20 protein-coding genes and 3 pseudogenes are annotated in these 18,208 nt (G+C 49.2%); 9 read left to right on the top strand and 14 right to left on the bottom strand.

The window, feature by feature from the left end:
* Positions 1-149: 149 nt before the first annotated feature.
* A pseudogene (locus MKQ70_RS31175) lies at positions 150-1,375 on the bottom strand (outer membrane beta-barrel family protein).
* 350 nt (positions 1,376-1,725) lie between these two features.
* A complete protein-coding gene (locus MKQ70_RS31170; RefSeq protein ID WP_248078448.1) occupies positions 1,726-2,475 on the bottom strand; it encodes a TonB-dependent receptor in 750 nt (249 codons plus the stop codon).
* Positions 2,476-2,651: 176 nt separating this feature from the next.
* On the opposite strand from MKQ70_RS31170, the gene MKQ70_RS31165 reads away from it, so the two are divergent.
* From MKQ70_RS31165 to MKQ70_RS31150, 4 genes are read left to right on the top strand one after another with little or no spacing between them, the layout of a single operon-like run.
* Complete coding sequence (locus tag MKQ70_RS31165; RefSeq protein ID WP_248078440.1) at positions 2,652-3,662, top strand: sensor histidine kinase; 1,011 nt, start codon at positions 2,652-2,654, stop codon at positions 3,660-3,662.
* Between the two features lie 2 nt (positions 3,663-3,664).
* Positions 3,665-4,384, top strand: a complete 720-nt coding sequence (locus MKQ70_RS31160; protein WP_248078438.1) for a LytR/AlgR family response regulator transcription factor — start codon at positions 3,665-3,667, stop codon at positions 4,382-4,384.
* Positions 4,385-4,440: 56 nt separating this feature from the next.
* On the top strand, positions 4,441-4,980 hold the full coding sequence (locus tag MKQ70_RS31155; RefSeq protein WP_248078436.1) for a hypothetical protein: 540 nt from the start codon (positions 4,441-4,443) through the stop codon (positions 4,978-4,980).
* A complete protein-coding gene (locus MKQ70_RS31150) occupies positions 4,977-7,613 on the top strand; it encodes a S41 family peptidase (protein WP_248078434.1) in 2,637 nt (878 codons plus the stop codon). Before MKQ70_RS31155 ends, MKQ70_RS31150 begins: the two co-directional genes overlap by 4 nt.
* Positions 7,614-7,654: 41 nt before the next feature.
* Here the strand turns inward: MKQ70_RS31150 and MKQ70_RS31145 are convergent, their stop codons facing one another.
* Positions 7,655-8,710: a M28 family metallopeptidase gene (locus MKQ70_RS31145; RefSeq protein ID WP_248078432.1), complete on the bottom strand. Its 1,056-nt coding sequence runs from the start codon at positions 8,708-8,710 to the stop codon at positions 7,655-7,657.
* On the bottom strand, positions 8,698-8,910 hold the full coding sequence (locus MKQ70_RS31140; protein ID WP_248078430.1) for a hypothetical protein: 213 nt from the start codon (positions 8,908-8,910) through the stop codon (positions 8,698-8,700). Before MKQ70_RS31140 ends, MKQ70_RS31145 begins: the two co-directional genes overlap by 13 nt.
* Positions 8,911-9,076: 166 nt before the next feature.
* On the opposite strand from MKQ70_RS31140, the gene ruvB reads away from it, so the two are divergent.
* On the top strand, positions 9,077-10,072 hold the full coding sequence (ruvB, locus tag MKQ70_RS31135) for a Holliday junction branch migration DNA helicase RuvB (protein WP_282456891.1): 996 nt from the start codon (positions 9,077-9,079) through the stop codon (positions 10,070-10,072).
* Here the strand turns inward: ruvB and MKQ70_RS31130 are convergent, their stop codons facing one another.
* The 4 genes and pseudogenes from MKQ70_RS31130 to MKQ70_RS31115 form a co-directional block, all read right to left on the bottom strand.
* Entirely contained in the window at positions 10,073-10,774 is a 702-nt protein-coding gene (locus tag MKQ70_RS31130; protein ID WP_248078428.1) for a response regulator transcription factor, read from the bottom strand.
* A gap of 103 nt (positions 10,775-10,877) precedes the next feature.
* A pseudogene (locus MKQ70_RS31125) lies at positions 10,878-11,530 on the bottom strand (DUF3108 domain-containing protein).
* A gap of 147 nt (positions 11,531-11,677) precedes the next feature.
* Positions 11,678-11,899: a hypothetical protein gene (locus tag MKQ70_RS31120; protein WP_248078426.1), complete on the bottom strand. Its 222-nt coding sequence runs from the start codon at positions 11,897-11,899 to the stop codon at positions 11,678-11,680.
* 25 nt (positions 11,900-11,924) lie between these two features.
* The gene (locus tag MKQ70_RS31115; protein WP_504909471.1) at positions 11,925-12,545 is read right to left on the bottom strand and encodes a lysylphosphatidylglycerol synthase domain-containing protein; all 621 of its coding nucleotides are present in this window, start codon (positions 12,543-12,545) and stop codon (positions 11,925-11,927) included.
* Positions 12,546-12,750: 205 nt separating this feature from the next.
* On the opposite strand from MKQ70_RS31115, the pseudogene ruvC reads away from it, so the two are divergent.
* Both ruvC and MKQ70_RS31100 read left to right on the top strand, forming a co-directional pair.
* Positions 12,751-13,262: pseudogene (gene ruvC, locus MKQ70_RS42940) on the top strand (crossover junction endodeoxyribonuclease RuvC).
* 175 nt (positions 13,263-13,437) lie between these two features.
* Positions 13,438-14,133, top strand: a complete 696-nt coding sequence (locus MKQ70_RS31100; protein ID WP_248078420.1) for a response regulator transcription factor — start codon at positions 13,438-13,440, stop codon at positions 14,131-14,133.
* A gap of 8 nt (positions 14,134-14,141) precedes the next feature.
* On the opposite strand, the gene MKQ70_RS31095 is transcribed toward MKQ70_RS31100, so the two are convergent.
* The 6 genes from MKQ70_RS31095 to MKQ70_RS31070 all read right to left on the bottom strand — a co-directional run bounded on the left by MKQ70_RS31095 (position 14,142) and on the right by MKQ70_RS31070 (position 16,896).
* Positions 14,142-14,495 carry an HIT family protein gene (locus MKQ70_RS31095; RefSeq protein ID WP_248078418.1) on the bottom strand — a complete coding sequence of 118 codons (354 nt, stop codon included), beginning with the start codon at positions 14,493-14,495 and terminating at the stop codon, positions 14,142-14,144.
* 193 nt (positions 14,496-14,688) lie between these two features.
* Positions 14,689-15,162 carry a transcription elongation factor GreA gene (greA, locus tag MKQ70_RS31090; protein WP_248078416.1) on the bottom strand — a complete coding sequence of 158 codons (474 nt, stop codon included), beginning with the start codon at positions 15,160-15,162 and terminating at the stop codon, positions 14,689-14,691.
* A gap of 128 nt (positions 15,163-15,290) precedes the next feature.
* The gene (locus MKQ70_RS31085) at positions 15,291-16,043 is read right to left on the bottom strand and encodes an NAD(P)-dependent oxidoreductase (protein ID WP_248081766.1); all 753 of its coding nucleotides are present in this window, start codon (positions 16,041-16,043) and stop codon (positions 15,291-15,293) included.
* Complete coding sequence (locus tag MKQ70_RS31080) at positions 15,983-16,216, bottom strand: hypothetical protein (RefSeq protein ID WP_248078414.1); 234 nt, start codon at positions 16,214-16,216, stop codon at positions 15,983-15,985. The genes MKQ70_RS31085 and MKQ70_RS31080 overlap by 61 nt, the downstream gene beginning before the upstream one ends.
* Positions 16,213-16,605, bottom strand: a complete 393-nt coding sequence (locus MKQ70_RS31075) for a ribosomal RNA small subunit methyltransferase A (RefSeq protein ID WP_248078412.1) — start codon at positions 16,603-16,605, stop codon at positions 16,213-16,215. Before MKQ70_RS31075 ends, MKQ70_RS31080 begins: the two co-directional genes overlap by 4 nt.
* Positions 16,606-16,722: 117 nt before the next feature.
* A complete protein-coding gene (locus MKQ70_RS31070; protein WP_248078410.1) occupies positions 16,723-16,896 on the bottom strand; it encodes an rRNA adenine N-6-methyltransferase family protein in 174 nt (57 codons plus the stop codon).
* 212 nt (positions 16,897-17,108) lie between these two features.
* On the opposite strand from MKQ70_RS31070, the gene MKQ70_RS31065 reads away from it, so the two are divergent.
* Both MKQ70_RS31065 and MKQ70_RS31060 read left to right on the top strand, forming a co-directional pair.
* Positions 17,109-17,981, top strand: coding sequence for a PdxA family dehydrogenase (locus MKQ70_RS31065; RefSeq protein ID WP_248078408.1), 873 nt, complete (start codon positions 17,109-17,111; stop codon positions 17,979-17,981).
* Positions 17,908-18,177 carry a 4-hydroxythreonine-4-phosphate dehydrogenase PdxA gene (locus tag MKQ70_RS31060; RefSeq protein ID WP_248078406.1) on the top strand — a complete coding sequence of 90 codons (270 nt, stop codon included), beginning with the start codon at positions 17,908-17,910 and terminating at the stop codon, positions 18,175-18,177. Before MKQ70_RS31065 ends, MKQ70_RS31060 begins: the two co-directional genes overlap by 74 nt.
* The last annotated feature ends 31 nt before the right edge of the window (positions 18,178-18,208 follow it).

Below are 18,208 nucleotides of genomic sequence, written 5' to 3'. Positions count from 1 at the left end.
AAGGCTTTGAGAATCACATAAACGATAACAGGTCTCCATCAGGTACCCGAATAAATTAGGGCTGACCATTACTCTTTGGTCAGCCCCTTCTTTTTTTTCCTGCGGAAGGAGCGCTGCTCGGCCCCGGTAGTCTCTCACTTAAACGCTACCTACATACTCACCCTGCTTTCTACATCGCCCAAACCATTCTTCCTGTCGCGCGCCGCTTTAATCTGCTGGCTGCCAAACTTCCATGAGAAACTTGCCCCCACTCTCCTGCTCTCCCAACGGTTAATCCAGCGGATTGTGGAGTTGTTCGTATAAATATCCGCATCGTAACGCTGCATATTAAAAGGGTCCTGCACGTTTAAACTAACACGGCCACGTTTCTTGAATACCGGTTTACTTACGCTGAAGCGGCCACCATACTGGGCTCGTTGTAAGCGCTGTGCGCCCGGCGCCGCAGTATTATAGAAAATACTAATTGCCAGCCGGAGATCTTTTGCCACTGTGAAAGTATTATCCAGGTTGGTTTCCGCCCCCAGTTACCATTGGAAAAGGTAGCCGAACGATATGCCGCATAGCCGGCACCACCACTAAAATCCAGCTGCCACCAGCTTTTCACGGGCAGGCTCAGGCTCACGCCCAGGTAACCGTAGTCGCTGCTGCCGATGTTCTGGTAGGTAACCGTTTGAATATTGTTTACCGTATCCTGCTGGTACATGCGGTTCACATCGTGGGTACCGCGGCGGTAATACAACGTTGTCCACAAAAACTGGCGGAAGCCATGGCGCAGTTCGAACGTATTGCTGTAAGAGGGCTGCAGGTAAGGATTACCGGTTTCCCTGTTATATGGATCAATTGCCACGGTAAACGGGTTCAGTGATTGATAAGAGGGCCTGTCGATCCGGCGCGAATAGCTGAAATTAAGGGTATTGTTATCATTGATTTGCTGCATCAGGTTAAGGCTGGGGAAAAAGCCTATGTAACGGCGCTGCACTTCCTGTCCGAGTGTGATGGAATGACCGGTAGCATCTGTTCTTTCTGCACGAAGCCCCGCCTGTATCGAAAACTTCTTCCATCCCTTGCCAACAGTCAGGTAAGCCGCCTGTATCTGCTCCGTATATACAAATTGGTTAGTACGGTTCTCGTCCAGTTCCCATTTACCAAGTAACAGTGAGTCGTAGCGGATATCGTTGTCTGTCCGTACCCGGTTTACTTTAAAACCCATTTCCACCCGCAGGGTTTTAGAAAAGTATTTTACATAATCTGCTTTCAAAGCCGCTGCCGAAACGTTTACCGGCGTTGCATTCCGCAGATCGATCACCTGCTGGCCGTTGTCGTTGGAAATGCTTTCGCGGTAAGTTTTATCGTACCGGGAATAATCCGCATCCATGTTGAACGTACTACCCAGCGAGTCGATTTCGTGCAGCAGGTTCAGGTTGTAACCCAGGCGGTGCCAACGGTCACTCGATTTAGAAACCGCTTTAAGTGCGCGGCCGCCGTCATATACCAGCGTATTCGCGTCGGTTACGGCATTGGTGGAGCTAAGGTTGCCATTGACCAGCAATCCAATGGTGGTACGGCTTGTCGGTTTATAATCGGCGCCACCATTCAGGTAATGATAGTTACCGATCGGGTGCCAGTAGTTGTCGTAATCCATCGTGGTTTTGCCGCTGGTAGTGGTACTTTGCGTGCGGTAGTTATAGGATTCTGAATAGCTGTAACTATAGTTGCCAAAGAAATTCATTTGTCTTTCCGGTAGTTCATGTTTAAACCGGCGCTGGCCTTGGGGTAGCGGCCTATCGAAAATGACGAGTACACATTGCCATTAACGCCCTGTTGTACATTTTTCTTCAGCCTGATATTAATAATGCCTGCGCCGCCAGCCGCATCGTACCGCGAGGAAGGATGGGCAATCAATTCTATTTTAGCCACTACATCGGCCGGCTGGTTCTTCAGCCAGGCGCGCAGTCCGTCGCCCGTAAGCGTGGAGGGACGGCCGTCGATCCAAATCTGTACGCCGGATTTGCCCATCATGACTAAATTTTCGTCCTGGTCCTGGCGCATGCCGGGGGCGTGCAGCAGCAGGTCGAATATGTTATTACCGGCGGCCATCACACTGTTTTCCACGTTTAACACCAGTTTATCAATCTGCTGTTCCACATAGGGCTTGCTGGCGCTGACGTTCACCTCTTTCAAGTCGGTGGCCGCGGGTTCCAGCAGCAGTTCAATACGCTGATGCGCACTGTCCAGTGTAAATACGGCACTGCGGGTTTTGCCGGCAGCGACCCTGTAACTGCCATAAGGCGCTGCAAGGGCGAAGCGGCCGAGACTATCGCACTGTCCGCCCTTTACAAGGCTGCTATCGCCGGCTTTTAGCAGGGCGATGGTAGAATAGGGCGCTGCCGGGCCGGTTACACGACCGGTTACGCGAGCCTGGCCAAAAGAATAAACCTGTAAAAAAACGAGGAGCAGGGTAATTATTGCTTTCATAATCTTTAAATTGAAGAACAGTACAAAGGTGCCTGTCCTTACCCGGCCGCACTCCGCCATTTATACCAACTGCCCCGCCCGTACGACGAACCGCACCGCCGGGCGTTCGTCGGATAGAAAAGGCGGTTTGTCGAACAAAAGGGCTGCCGGGACCAGGCTGCCGGTACTTTTGACATATGACGCAAACGCAACAACAACGCTTATCCGCCATCCTGCTGTTCCTTATGGTGCTGCTGGTCGACTTCTACCTGAATATCAGCGTGGACCTGCAATTCAGCATATGGGGAGTGGGCTACACCATCATTAAACTGGCAGTATTTTATATTAATTACCAATGGCTGCACCCGCGGTTGTTGACAAAGAAGAAGTATGCCTGGTGGGTATTAGGCGTTGTGGCCCTGGTATTAGGTGCGATTTCCCTGCGGTACCTGGTGGAAGAAATATTGTACCTCCGCTGGTTTGGCTACCACAATTACTTTGATGGTACCACGCTCGGATTTTATTATAAAGACAATTATCTCCGCTTCGGCACCTGGGTGATCGTCGGCAGCGTTATCCGCTTTACGCAGCAATGGTTTGTGTTACGCGAGCAACAGCGCGAGCTCGAAAAACAGCGCCTGACGGCCGAAGTATCATTCCTGAAGTCGCAGATTAACCCGCACTTTCTGTTTAATACGTTGAACAGCATCTACTCGCTATCTTATCAACATAATGAAAAAGCACCCGAAGCCATTTTGAAGCTATCCGAAATCATGCGGTATATGTTATACGACACCGAGGATAAACAGGCTCCGCTGGACAAGGAAATCCGCTACCTGCATAACTTTGTGGAGTTACAGAAACTGCGTTTCAATAACAATATGTACGCGGATATATTGGTGGAAGGTGAGGTTGCCGGTCAGTTAATTGCGCCGCTGCTGCTGATCGCGTTCGTGGAAAATGCCTTCAAACATGGTGTACTGGACGACCCCAACGACCCGGTAATGATCCAGTTGACGGTCAACGGCCTGCAATTACAGCTGTACGTGCAAAACCGCATCAACCACCACGTCAAGGACCAGACGGGCGGCATTGGCATTGCCAATATCAAAAGAAGACTGGCGCTGCTGTACCCCGGTAAACACACCCTGCACATTGAAAACAAGGACGACTACTATATTTGTGAACTGAACCTGCAACTGGCTTAGATATGCAAAAACTCCGCTGCATTGCAATTGACGATGAACAACTGGCACTGGACGTAATTACCGATTACGTACGCAAAACACCCTTCCTCGAACTGGTTTTCAGTACCACCAACGTGCTGGAAGCCTTGCCATACGTAGAAGGCGGCAATGCAGACCTCGTGTTTCTCGATATACAGATGCCGCAGCTGAATGGCCTGCAGTTCATGAAAATCATTCACGGCAAGGCCCGCGTGGTGCTCACCACGGCTTATGAGCAATATGCGCTCGAAGGATATGAGCATGATGTGGTGGACTATCTGCTGAAACCTATTGCCTACGATCGTTTTTACAAAGCGGCACAAAAGGCGCTGGGCGCTATTCGTCCCGCGCAGCCCTTACCCGTGGCTGAAAAGGCCACCGATACACCGGGATTCATCTTTGTTAAAACAGATAACAAAATGGTGAAACTCCAGCTGGCAGACATTCTTTATGTAGAGGGGCTGAAGGATTACATCGCCATCCAAACCACCACAGAAAAAATCATCACGCTCCAGAACATGAAGCGGATGGAGAAGATACTGCCCGCGCCCCGTTTCATGCGGGTACATAAATCCTACATCGTATCGCTCGAAAAGACCGACACCATTGAGCGGAACCGGATTTTTATCGGGAAAGACGTACTGCCTATAGGCGATACTTATCGTGACGCGCTTTTCCAGGTGATAGAAGGACGTGATTTATAGGAACGGTTTCGTTTTGCCCGCTTTCCTTCTTATTTTGAGCCCGTAAAACCTCCTTAATGAGAACTACCATTATAACCTTTCTGGGCGCGCTCCTATGCCAGGCTGCTGCCGCCCAAAACAACAGTGAAGCATATTTCACCACCAGCCCCACCCTTACGCCCGACGGTAAAACCATCATTTTCAGCTATGAAGGCGACCTCTGGAAAGCTGACATTGACCGGCCACAGGCCCTTCGCATCACGGCCATGCCCGGCAGCGAAACCGGCGCCAAAGTATCGCCGGACGGCAAATGGATAGCGTTTACCGGCTACCAGTTTGGTAATGCGGATGTATTCCTGATGCCGATCGACGGCGGTGATGTAAAACAATTGACGTTCCACAGCACCAGCGACGTAGTCGAAAACTGGGCATGGGACTCCAAAACAATTTATATCCGCTCCGGCCGTGAAGGCGCCTCCACCGGCTATAAGCTGAGTATTGACGGCGGCACCCCGGTACGGCTGTTCAACCATTATTTTAACCAGGTGCACAACCTGGCCGAGCACCCAACTACCGGGGAAATCTTTTTAACGATACCTGGGAAAGTGAGTCGATGAGCAACCGTAAAGGTTACAAAGGCGACTTTAACCCCGATATCCAGTCTTATATTCCTGCGACCAAAGCGTACAAGCGTTATACAGATTACCGTGGTAAAGACTTCTGGACTACCATTGACCGCAAGGGCAACGTGTATTTCGTATCCGACGAAGCGAATGGCGAATACAATCTTTACACCTTTGACAAAGGCGCCAAGAAGCCGCTCACAAAATTCACTACGTCCATCAAACGTCCGTCTGTAGCGGCCAATGGAGGAAAAGTTGTTTTTGAGAAAGACTACCAGGTATATGTATACGATGTAGCCTCGGGCCAGTCGGCCAAAGTGCCGTTGAAAATGACGCGCAACTTTACGCTGAGCAAGCAACAGGTGTTTGATGTGAATGGAAAAGTAGCCGCATTCGACGTATCACCCGATGGTAAAAAGCTGGCTTTCATCAGCCGTGGTGAACTATTTGTGAGCGATATCGAAGGAAAGTTCATTCAGCAATTACCCAAAACGACAGAAAGAGCGGGCGAGGTATTCTGGCTAAAAGATAATCGCACCCTGCTTTTCAGCCAAACGCTGAATGGTTATATGAACTGGTATACGATTTCCGCAGATGGAAAAAGTAAAGCCAAACAACTGACAACTGATAAAAAGAACAATCGTGCACTGTCGTTCAACAAAGACCGCAGCCAGGCAGTATATCTCAGTGGCCGCGACGAAGTGCGCCTCATGGATACCAAAACTTTCGAGAGCAAAAACATCGTAACGGATGAGATCTGGGCGTTGTACAGCAACACACCACGCTTTTCGCCAGACGATAAATACATCAGCTTTAACGCGATCCGCAACTTCGAATCGGACATCATGTTGTATAATATCGCTACGAAAGAAGTAACGAACCTGACCAAAACCGGTGTTACCGAAAGCGATCCGTTCTGGTCGCCCGATGGCAAATACATCTATTTCTCCTCTGACCGCACCCGCCCGGATTACCCGACTGGCGCACAAAATCCGCGCATCTACCGCTTAGCGCTGGATAAATTCGATGATCCTTACCGCATCGATAAGTTCGATGAACTCTTCAAAAAAGAAGAAGAAAAGAAAGAAGAGAAAAAGGACGAAAAGAAAAAAGACGACAAAAAGGAGGAGAAAAAGGAAGAAAAGAAAGATGATAAAAAGGTGGTGGTAACCATCAACACTAAAGATATTATGCAGCGTGTGGAGCGCGTTGGCCCTAACGGCTGGCAGGCGAACCCGTACGTGATCCAGAAAGATAACAAGACAACGATTCTTTATATCTCGAATCACGAAGGCAAACACCAGGTATATAAAACAGTACTGGAGCCGTTTGAGCAGCCGAAAACCGAAAAGGTATCGAATCTCGAAGGTTTCATCGACAACATCGTAGCGGCTGATGGCAAGTACTTCACCATTTACAACGGCACCATCTATAAGTTTAATGGCGAGCTGAAAGGCGCGGATAAAATCGATCTGAATAAATCCTTCTATCGCAATATGGAAGGCGAGTTTAACCAGATGTATTATGAAACCTGGGCCAACCTGGAAGAGAATTTTTATGACAAAGACTTCCATGGCAAAAACTGGGCGGCGCTGCGCGACCAGTACGCCAAATACTTGCCGTACGTGAATACCCGCAACGATCTGCGCGTGCTGCTGAACGACCTGCTGGGCGAGTTAAATTCGTCGCACATGGGCTTTTCGTCGAACGGCCCCGAGGAGCGCATTGCGCAATCGTACACCACGATGGAAACGGGTATCATGTTCGAGAACGGCAACCCGTATAAGGTGAAGTATATTGTGAACAACAGTAACGCCGACAAAAAAGGCATCGACATCCATGCAGGCGACGTGCTGACCAAGGTAAATGGCGAAGAGGTGGATACCAAAATGGCGCGCGACATTTACTTTACCCGTCCGGCGATGGAACGCGAACTGGTACTCACTTTTAACCGCGGCGGCAAAGCTTTTGATGTAAAGCTGCACCCGCAAAGCACCTCTGACCTGAGCAGTCAGCTGTACAACGAGTGGATAGACTTTAACCAGTCTTATGTGGATAAGAAGACCAACAACAAGGTAGCTTATACGTACATGAAGAACATGGGCACCGACGAGCTGGAGAAATTCCTCACCGACCTCGTAGGTGAACTGCAGGACAAGGACGCGTTGATTTTCGACCTGCGTTACAACACAGGCGGTAATGTGCACGACGCTGTGCTGAACTTCCTGAGCCAGCGCCCGTACCTGCAATGGCAGTACCGCGATGGCAAACGCTCGCCACAACCTGGTTTTGCGCCTGCCGGTAAGCCGATCGTATTGCTGATCAACGAGCAATCGCTCTCCGATGCCGAAATGACCAGCGCGGGCTTTAAAGCGCTGAAACTGGGCACCATCATCGGTACCGAAACCTACCGCTGGATCATCTTCACCACCGGCCGCGGGCTGGTAGACGGATCGTTTTACCGCCTGCCATCTTGGGGTTGTTACACGCTGGACGGTAAAGACCTGGAAAAAGAAGGGGTTGCACCGGACATTTACGTGAAAACAACTTTCGCGGATAAACTGGAAAACAAGGACCCGCAGCTGGACAGGGCCATCGAAGAAATCATGAAACAAATGAAAAAGTAAATCGCAATAAAAAGCCCCGGCGCAGTAATGCCGGGGCTTTTTTATTTCTTTACGTCCGTTATTCTCGTTGGCGTATCCTTGCCGCTGATAATACTTTCCGCACTCTTCGCAATGGCCTTAATGATATCTGCAATGTTCTGCATATCGAGGCTTTCCACTTCATCATCCACACTATGATACAACTTATCCTTATCGATCTGCGTAGTGGAGATCGTATGTGCCGGCACGCCTAAACGCGCCAGCGTAGCGTTATCGGAACGATAAAATAAGTTCTGCTCCGGGTAGGGGTCCGGGTAAAACTTGAACGCGGAGCCCCGGAGGTTCTTTTGCAGGATCGTTCCAAAATCTGATTTTTCGAAACCGGTAATGAACGCACTGTTGCGACCGAACTTAGATTCTTTACCAATCATTTCGATATTGAACATGGCCACCACCTTGTTCGGGTCGAGCTGTTTGGAGAAGTATTGCGAACCGTACCCACCGATCTCCTCCGCTGTAAATGCGACAAAAATGATGCTGCGGGCGGGCTTTTTCTTCTTATAATAATTGGCGAGCGATACTACGGCTGCCGTGCCGGAAGCGTCATCGTCCGCGCCGTTTGCAATGCTGTCTTTCGCAGCATTAGGTTTTAAGATACCGATGTGGTCGTAGTGCCCGGAGAACACCACGTACTCATCCGGCTTGCTATGCCCCGTAATAATGCCGGCCACGTTATTGAGATGCATGATATTGAGTTCCTGCGTAACGGAGAGGCTCCATTCGGCCACCTTTTCGTTAGCGCCGTCTTTCAGTACAAACACTACCGGATTATCCTTTTCGCCGGACATCAGCGGGCGCGAGCGGCGGCCTTTGAGGCTTCTGAATGCCTCGGCGGCCGAAGCTTCTACCCAAACCAGTGTGGGTGCATCTACAGTACCTTCGATGGTTTCGCGGTATTTGGCGCGCAAGGCCTCTGCATCGGCCACGGTTTCCACTTGTATCTTATCTGTATTGTTCCATTCAATGCGCGGTTGGTTACTCTGCACCACCACTTCATTACGGCCCCACTCCCGCCCATTCACGAGGAAACGTACGGAGGCAGACTTTACAGTGTACATATTAAACTCCTGCCGGAAGCCATTGGAGCCGGCCAGCGGCTGCAGGCCCGCTTTTTAAACTCGTTCTCCAGGTAGGCCGAGGCTTTGTCGATCCCCGGTTTAAAAGTAGGCCGGCCGCCCATATCGTCGGCCGCCAGGGTGCTGACGATCCGTTTTACATCCTTGGTGCGGATTTTTTGCGCCTGTGCAGGTTGCGCCACAATGCCTAAACTAATCGGTAATGCCAGTAAAAAGCCTTTTTCATGATCATAGGAGCTTGGTACGCGTCAAAATTAAAATTTCGGACGCAGAACTCCATCCAAAAAGCAGGTTTTCTTACTTTTGAGTATTATGTCCAATCCGCATTTACGACCAGAAGAAAACAGGATGAGCGCTGCTGAGCGAGAATTCGAGAACAGCATACGCCCCAAAGAGATACTTGACTTTGCGGGTCAGGAACAGATCATCACCAACCTGAAAGTGTTCATAAAGGCCGCCAAAATGCGCGGAGAGGCCCTGGACCACGTGTTGTTTCACGGTCCTCCCGGCCTTGGTAAAACTACTCTATCCCGCATCGTGGCCAACGAAATGGGCGTGAGCATCAAGGAAACCTCCGGCCCGGTGATCGAAAAGCCCGGCGATCTGGCTGGTTTGCTGACCAACCTGGAAGAAAAAGATGTTCTTTTTATAGATGAGATCCACCGTTTAAGTACGGTCGTGGAAGAATACCTGTACTCCGCCATGGAGGATTTCCGCATCGATATCATGATCGACAGTGGTCCCAATGCGCGTTCGGTACAGATTAACCTGGCGCCCTTTACCCTGATCGGCGCCACCACCCGCTCCGGTTTGCTCACCGCCCCGTTATTATCGCGTTTCGGCATTAAATCGCGTCTGGAATACTATAGTGCAGCTACGTTGCAACAGATCATCTGGCGTGCTTCCGCCCTGCTCGGCACCAAAATTACCTCCGATGCCGCCGGGGAGATTGCCCGCCGCTCGCGTGGCACCCCGCGTATTGCCAACGGTTTGCTGCGTCGTGTGCGCGACTTTGCCCGTGTAATGGGGAATGGCGTTATTGATATGGAAATCGCGAAATTCAGTTTGAAAGCGCTGAACGTAGACGAGTATGGCCTCGACGAAATGGATAATCGCATCCTGCATACCATTATTGAGAACTTTAAAGGTGGTCCCGTGGGCATTACCACCATTGCTACCGCCGTGGGCGAAGAAGCGGGCACGCTGGAAGAGGTGTACGAGCCCTTCTTAATACAGGAAGGCTTTATCAAGCGTACGCCCCGGGGAAGGGAAGTCACCGATAAAGCCTATATCCATTTGGGAAAAACGCCCTACACAAAAGGGGGCGATAATACCTTGTTTTAGTTATTCTTTTACTACCAGGCGGAAGCCGTTGCCGTGAATGTTCACGATCTCGATATTGGGATCTTCCTTCAGGTACTTGCGCAGTTTGGCGATGTACACGTCCATGCTGCGGCCGTTGAAATACGTATCGCTGCCCCATATTTTCTTGAGGGCGGCTTCACGTGGCAACAGGTCATTTTTATGATCGCACAACATGTGCAGCAATTCATTTTCTTTGGGAGATAAAGTGTGCGACTGTGATTCTTTCGTCAACGTACGCAGGCGCGAGTTGAACTGGTAATCGCCGATTTTAAACTCGTGCTGTTCTTCTTCCTTCTGATTCAACTCCTGGTTACGTTTCAGGATCGCCTTGATTTTGAGGAGCAGCAGTTCGCTGTCGAACGGTTTGGAAATATAATCGTCGGCGCCCAGTTTGTAGCCCTGGATAATATCCTCCTTCATTGTTTTAGCAGAAAGGAAGAATAAGGGAATATCCGGATCAACGTCACGTATTTCTTCGGCCAGCTTGAAACCGTCCATGTTAGGCATCATGATATCCAGCAGACAGATATCGAACTTCTCGCGGCGAAACGCGGCCAGGGCCAGGATACCGTCGCGGCACAACTCTACTTCGTAATCATTCAGTTCGAGATAGTTCTTTAATACCATCCCCAGGTTGGTATCGTCTTCGGCTAATAGTATATGAGGTTTACGCTCTTCCATTATAAAAGGTTCAGTATGTAAACAAATATAAGTTTTTTCTGCAGCAGCAAGATGCGGAAAAATCGCACCTTTTGACGCCAATGATTTGTTAAAGTAAGGGCGCTTAGCGCTGTTTCAGCAATGATGTGAAGTTGTAACGGAGATTTTTATAGCCCACCATATCTACCTTTATACTCCCAACAGAGATGGGACTGTCCACGCGCAGCGGCACTTTGTTACCATCGTCGCTTACCCACACGGTCATTTTTTCACCACCTTCGAAAATAGTGCCCTGTACCAGCAGGGGCTTGAATTTAATAGCGCGGAACTTCCCGAATTTAGTGGTTACTTCTTCCTTGCCGATATAACGGATATAGATGTTGTAGACTTCGTTGTCCGGTACATTGGGAACGGTATCTTATCGTTCGGTTTATATTTGGAGAAGTCGATATTGCGGGCGTAATAAATAGCACTGATCACGTCCTGGATGCAGGGCGGGGTTTTGAATACAGCTCCTTTTTCGTTAGTGACCGTGCCGGCGTCGTGGTTAAAAGCCGCGTTCTGGTTAATTTTATAGCCTCCTTCGTTTACATTACGGATAAATCGCAGTGGCTTCATGGTAAGCGTATCGATATAACTTTCGTAACGGTCGCGCACTTTGAAGATCCAGTCGTAAGTACGAAAGGTTTTACCATCGCCTATTACGTGGTATACATCATGCCCGTTATATTTTTCGAGGGAGGTGGTGAACGAGGCTTCACCCGCACCCACGAACATTTTACCGAGGTTATAATACACTTTGAAGGTGATGCTTTCACCTGCTCTGAACGAAGTGTTGACCCTTCCGCAAAAGTCCTGTGCGGAACTAAATCTGGCAATGGCTAACCCACAAAGTAATAGTAACAAATGCTTCATTGATCATCGCTATTTTTCCTTGAATATTTTAACCCCCAGCAGCAGTATGCTTCCCATAGCCGCGGGCAGTATCAGGTTGATCAGCCAGATGGAAACGGTAGCGGCAATAATTCCGGCCGTGTTCGGGCTAAGCAGCCCGAGAAAGTAAATACTTACCTTTCCCCGCAGGCCCAGTTCTGCAATCGCAATCGTGGGTACCATCGCCATTACCAGGTATATGGTACTGATCATTAAAAGACCTTGCCACCACACAAGTTCAACGCCTAACACATACAATAAAATCAAATACTGTGCCGAGAAGACTACGTAGCGCACAGCCGACAGGAGCAGGAGCTTTTCCAGTTCTTTGGGGGAATACCGGGCAATGATCTGCACAAACACTTTGGCCCTGCGCAACCGTGGATATCTTATCAAAAACCGCTACGATAATCTTTAACCGAAAGTAAAGCAATATAATTAAGAAGGAAACAACAATCAGTATACCCAGCAGCAGAATTTCCTTCATTGGTCCCGTAAAGTGGCTGCCAGCGTGCTCCAGACCAAAGTTATCTAAATAATAAATTAAGCCCGCAAGCCCGAACACCGCAGTGGCGATCAGCTGGCTGAAGCTACCTACGACGGTAGCGGCAATGGCTTTGAGCTTGTTCCGGTTTTTGACGTAAAGGATACGCCCGCCGTACTCACCGATACGGTTGGGAGTGTTAATGGAAAGCGAAACACCGGACAAAATGGCCATGAAGGCGCGGCGGAATGGCACGGCTTCCAATGGTTTTACGAGCAATTGCCACTTGCGGGCCTCAATGCCCCAGTTGAGCAACATGAGTAAAATAACGCCTATCAGCACAAACAAACCGCGGTCTGCCAGTAGTCCGAGCATCCGGTTTACCGCATCGTCCAGGTCGCGCTGGTGCATTAACTGCGTGTAAATGGAATAGGTTAACCAAACGAACAGGCTGATGCCCAATAAGTAATTGAGGAGTATTTTTGTACTTTTGTTCAGGATTTCAGATTTTGGCAAAAATAAACTGCGGTTGGCAAACAAATCAAAAATAATTCTTGGGATTGATCCTGGTACGATCGTAATGGGTTACGGCCTTATCGCCATAGAAGGCAAAAAGGCCAGGGTGCTGGACCTGGACGTGCTGAAACTTTCGAAGCACAAAGACCATTACGAGCGGCTGATGCTGATCCATTCCCGGGTGAATGAGCTGATATTGCAGTATAAACCTCACTCCTGCGCTATTGAAGCGCCCTTTTTCGGCAAAAACGTGCAAAGTATGTTAAAGCTGGGCCGCGCCCAGGAGTGGTGGCCATTGCTACCGCCATGGCAGCCGGACTGAATGTAGCCGAATATTCTCCCAAAAAAGTAAAACAATCGATCACCGGTAACGGTAACGCAGATAAGGAACAGGTGTGGCAAATGCTGCGGCACATCCTGCAATATAATGAGCGTCCGACCTTCCTCGATGCCTCGGATGCCTTGGCTGTGGCCGTTTGCCACCATTTTCAGGACTCCGGTCCGGCAGGCTCCACTGGCCGGGCAAAGGGCTGGGATGCCTTCCTGAAGCAGCATCCGGAGCGGGTTGCGAGATAATTTGGAACAAAATGAACAAAAATGAACAACGTATTATTATTTGTTAATTGCAAAAATGTACTTATTTTGAACCGGGTTTCCCGGTAGCTGTACCGAAAATCCCTTGCAATACCATAGCAACTATGAAGACTTTGCTCTTTTTTAAAACTCAACTTTACCCTAATCCAATTCGTAGATGGATACGAAAGCAAAAATCCTCCTTGTAGAAGATGACTACAACCTGGGGGCTGTTACCAAACGCCGATTGGAAGAAGCGGGGTACGAAGTGACACACTGCTCCGATGGAGAGATGGCCTGGAAACAATTTCAGAAATCCATGTTTGATATATGTTTGCTGGATGTGGTAATGCCCAAAAAGGACGGCTTTACACTCGCCCAGCAGATCAGGAAGAAAAACGACCTTATCCCGATACTTTTTCTTACCTCCAAATCCATGGATGAAGATAAGATCACCGGCTTTAAAACCGGCGCGGATGACTACGTTACCAAGCCTTTCAGCATGCAGGAATTGTTGATGCGTATTGAAGTGTTCCTGAAAAGGACCCGGCCCCTTAATGCCGACAAACGTGCTCAATACCAACTTGGCCACCTAACCTTCGATTACGGCGAACTTAAACTCCTCGATAAAGACGGTAAAACCAAATCGACCCTTACACAGAAAGAAGCCGACCTCCTGAAGTTCTTTTGTGAAAATGCCAACAAAACGCTTAAACGCGAGGAAATACTGTACCACGTATGGGGCAAGGACGACTATTTCCTGGGCCGCAGCATGGACGTGTTTATCACTAAAATCAGGAAACACTTCGAAGACGTGGAAGACATCAGGCTGGAAACCCTGCATGGCATAGGGTTTAAGTTTTACGTTCCTTAATAACCAGTTTACTGATTCATAACGGTGTATACAGGCGATAGGCCCGTATACACCTTTTTTATTTTTAGAGGAAAGAGATAACCCGCTCCTGTATGGTCTCTGAAATCTTCGCTGGACAGCTTCAGTTTGGGACGGGTAAAATTAAGATCGTCTGCGCTGTTGATAGGAACCAGGTGCATGTGCGCATGCGGCACTTCGAGCCCCATTACACTAATACCAACGCGGTTGCAGGGATACGCCTTCTCAATTGCCTTTGCAATTGGTTTCGCGAACACAAGCCACTCGCCCGGGAGCTTGTCGTCTACATCGAAAAAGCGGTCAGTTTCCACTTTGGGTACGATTAAAGTATGCCCTTTCATCATGGGAAAAATATCGAGGAAAGCATAAAAATGCTCGTTTTCAGCAATGCGGTAATTAGAATTTCGCCTTTAATGATTTTGGAAAAAAGTGTCATGGCCCACAGGTTTAGTAATGGAAAAATAAACAATTTGAGTTGATGCGCAAAGCAAAGGCCCGCCTTTGCAGACGGGCCTTTAATCAAAATTATGGATGGTATCAGATACCGATATTCTCAACTTTGAATTTCATGCTGCCATTGGGTGCTACCACATCGGCAATATCGCCTACTTTTTTACCCAGCAGTCCCTTGCCGATGGGAGAAGTAACGGAGATTTTATTTGCTTTCAGATCTGCTTCTTTCTCAGAAACCAACTGGTAAGTAACCGTTTTTTTACTGGCCACATTCGTGATAGTCACCTTACAAAGGATAGAAACCTTTGAGGTGTCAATAGAATCGGCTTCCACTACCCTGGCGGTGGCAATGGCAGTCTCCAGTACGGCTATCTTGGCCTCATGGAGGCCTTGAGCCTCTTTGGCCGCATCGTATTCCGCATTCTCCTTCAAATCCCCTTTTTCACGTGCTTCGGAAATTGCGCGCGCGATCTCGGCTCTTCCCTTTGTTTTGAGTTGCGTCAGCTCCTCTTTCATTTGCTCAAGGGTTTCTTTGGTAACGTAATTTACGCCAGACATAACCTTTTGTTTTTGAAATAAGAAAAAAAAAGCAACGCTCCCATTTGCACAGAAGCGTTGTAATTCGATGAACTGCAAATATATACTTTTTTCAGTACGATAGGCAGTCATAATCATATATATAATAGCTATATATCTAACTTTCGAAGCACGACTTTAGCCATTTTAATAAGGGCTTCGTGAGAGTAGCCGGCAATGTGCGGCGTCAGCACCACATCAGGGTTGGTGAGCAGCCGCTGGAAAAGCGCCTGCTCCGACGGCGTGTATGCCGATAGCTTCTCGTTCTCCAGCACATCGAGACAGGCGCCTTTAACGAGACCGCTCTCCAGCGCATCTGCCAGCGCCGGTGTATCTACTACTTTTCCCCGCGATGCGTTGATGTAATAGATCGGTTGTGCGAAGGAACGGAAGAACTGCTCGTTGGCCAAGTGAAACGTTTCGTCGGTAAGCGGCAGGTGTGTAGTCACAATTTCTGCCTGCGCATAAATTTCCTGCAGGCTTACTTCTTTTACTTCTGCCGTACCGAAACCGGTTTTGTATTTATCGTACGCGATAATGTTTACACCGAAGCCTCGCAAACGCTTGGCCACCGCACTGCCGGTATTGCCATACCCGATGATCCCCACCGTGCGGCCACCGAGCTCCCAGGCACGGTTGCCGTCGCGCTCCCAGATGCCTTGGCGGAGTTGCAGGTTGCTTTTAAGGATATTGTGCATCAGGCACACCAACATGCCTACCACCTGCTCTCCTACCGTATCCGCATTGCCTTCGGGACTACTCACACATTTAATGCCCTTACTTTCGGCATAAGGCACGTCGATCAGTTCCATGCCGGAACCGAGGCGGCCGATCCACTGTAGTTGAGTGGCATTGTCGAGAATGTGCTTATCAACTTTAATGCGGGTGGTAACGATGAGTCCCCTCGGAACTGGGCCACCTGCGAGGCTACTTCGTCGTACGTAACAGCCGGCTGGTACGAAACAGTATAGCCTTTCTGCTCCAGTTCATTAATAAGGTAAGGGTGTACTTTGGCGGTGATCAATACTTGCTTCATAACATTTTGTGCGACAGGGCTACGAAGTCAGCCACGGTGAGCGCTTCTGCCCTTTTGGTAAATATATCGTCCTGTAAATCTTCTTTTTTGAATAACCCTTTCAGCGGGTTGCGCAGCTGTTTGCGGCGCTGCCCGAAAGCGGTTTTCACCAGCAGGAAAAACTTCTTTTCATTTCGGATGTCGTAAGCCTCTTCCAGCCGGTGCAGCCGGATAACGCCCGACTTCACTTTGGGTGGCGGATTGAAGCAGGTTTCAGATACATCAAAGAGGTACTCTACTTTATAAAAGGCCTGAATAAGTACGCTGAGAATGCCATAATCCTTGTTGTTATGCGGTGCAGCGATGCGCTGGGCCACTTCTTTCTGGAACATGCCGACTACTACCGGCACCGGTCTTTCCAGTCGAGTACGCGGAACATGATTTGGGTAGATATGTTGTAGGGGAAGTTGCCGATCACCCGAACGCACCCTGAAACGGCGGCGCCACCTCCGTGAAGCTTTCATTGATCAGTTTTCCTGGATGGCGGGATACGTTTTTTGCAGGTACTCGACCTTTTCGGTATCCAGTTCCACGGCTTTAAAAGTGACGCCAGGCAGCTCCGGGAGGTATTTGGTGATGGCGCCGGCGCCAGGCCCCACTTCCAGTACCTGGGTACCTTCGGTGGCGGGCAGGGCATCCACGATTTTACGGCAGATGTTTTCATCCTTTAAAAATGCTGCCCGAGTGACTTTTTAAGCGTGTACATAGGCTGCAAAATTAAGGATTGCGGAGCAGACTTGTTGCGGTTAAAGGGAGTGAGTTGCAGCCGCCCGACGGATGAGTAAAAGGCTATACTCAAAAATAACTTGCAGGAATCCCGTATATTTGTTAGCCAATTACCATTGGTTAAGCAATGAGCACACCACAAACACATACACAACGGCCTGTTATCGGCATCACTATCGGCGATATTAACAGCATCGGCGCCGAAATTATTATTAAAACTTTTGCGGATAACAGGATGCTGGAGCTGTGCACGCCGATTATTTTCGCGTCCAACAAAACGGTGAACTTTTACCGGAAGCTGGTAAACGAAAATAATTTCAACTATCAGAGTATCAAGGACTTTACGAAGTTAAACCATAAACAGGTAAACGTTTTCAACTGCTGGGAGGAAGAAGTGCAGATTACCCCGGGGCTGATCAACGAGGTTGGTGGTAAATACGCGGCGCGCTCACTGGCCGTGGCCATTCAATGCCTGAAGGATGGCGATATTGAAGGTTTGATTACCGCGCCCATCCACAAAAACAATATACAGAGCCAGGATTTTAATTATACCGGTCACACGCCTTTCCTGCGCGATGCGTTTAAGGCAAAAGACGTGCTGATGCTGATGACTGCCGACAACATGCGTGTGGGCCTGCTCACCGAACACGTTCCCGTAGCGGAAATTGCGAAGTATGTAACGGTAGAAAATATTCTCCAGAAGCTGAACCTGATGAAGGACAGCCTGATCCGCGATTTCGGTATCGACAATCCGCGTATTGCAGTACTGGGCCTCAACCCGCATGCGGGCGACGAGGGCCTGATCGGTACAGAGGAGCAAAAACAAATCATTCCCGCCATTAAACAGGCGAAACATAACGGCATCCTGGCTTATGGCCCATACAGCGCCGACGCATTTTTTGCGCGCGCCATGTATGAGCAGTTCGATGGCATCCTTGCGATGTACCACGACCAGGGGACTGATCCCCTTCAAATCACTGGCGAGCGGTCACGGTATTAACTATACCGCAGGCCTGCCGATCGTTCGTACATCGCCCGACCACGGTACCGCGTTCGATATTGCCGGTAAAAACCTGGCCGATCCGGATTCTTTCCGCCAGTCGATTTACACTTGTCTTGATATTATCCAGCAACGGCAGCGTTACGCGGAGAATACCGCGAACCCGTTGAAGAAAATGGAACTGGCGTCCGAGTAGCCGGTTATTATATGTTTGACGTCCGCACCGG

Source organism: Chitinophaga sedimenti (assembly GCF_023156195.1).
Taxonomy (GTDB): domain Bacteria; phylum Bacteroidota; class Bacteroidia; order Chitinophagales; family Chitinophagaceae; genus Chitinophaga; species Chitinophaga sedimenti.
The sequence above is the reverse complement of the archived record's forward strand: the minus strand, read 5'-3'. Positions and strand labels throughout refer to the sequence as shown.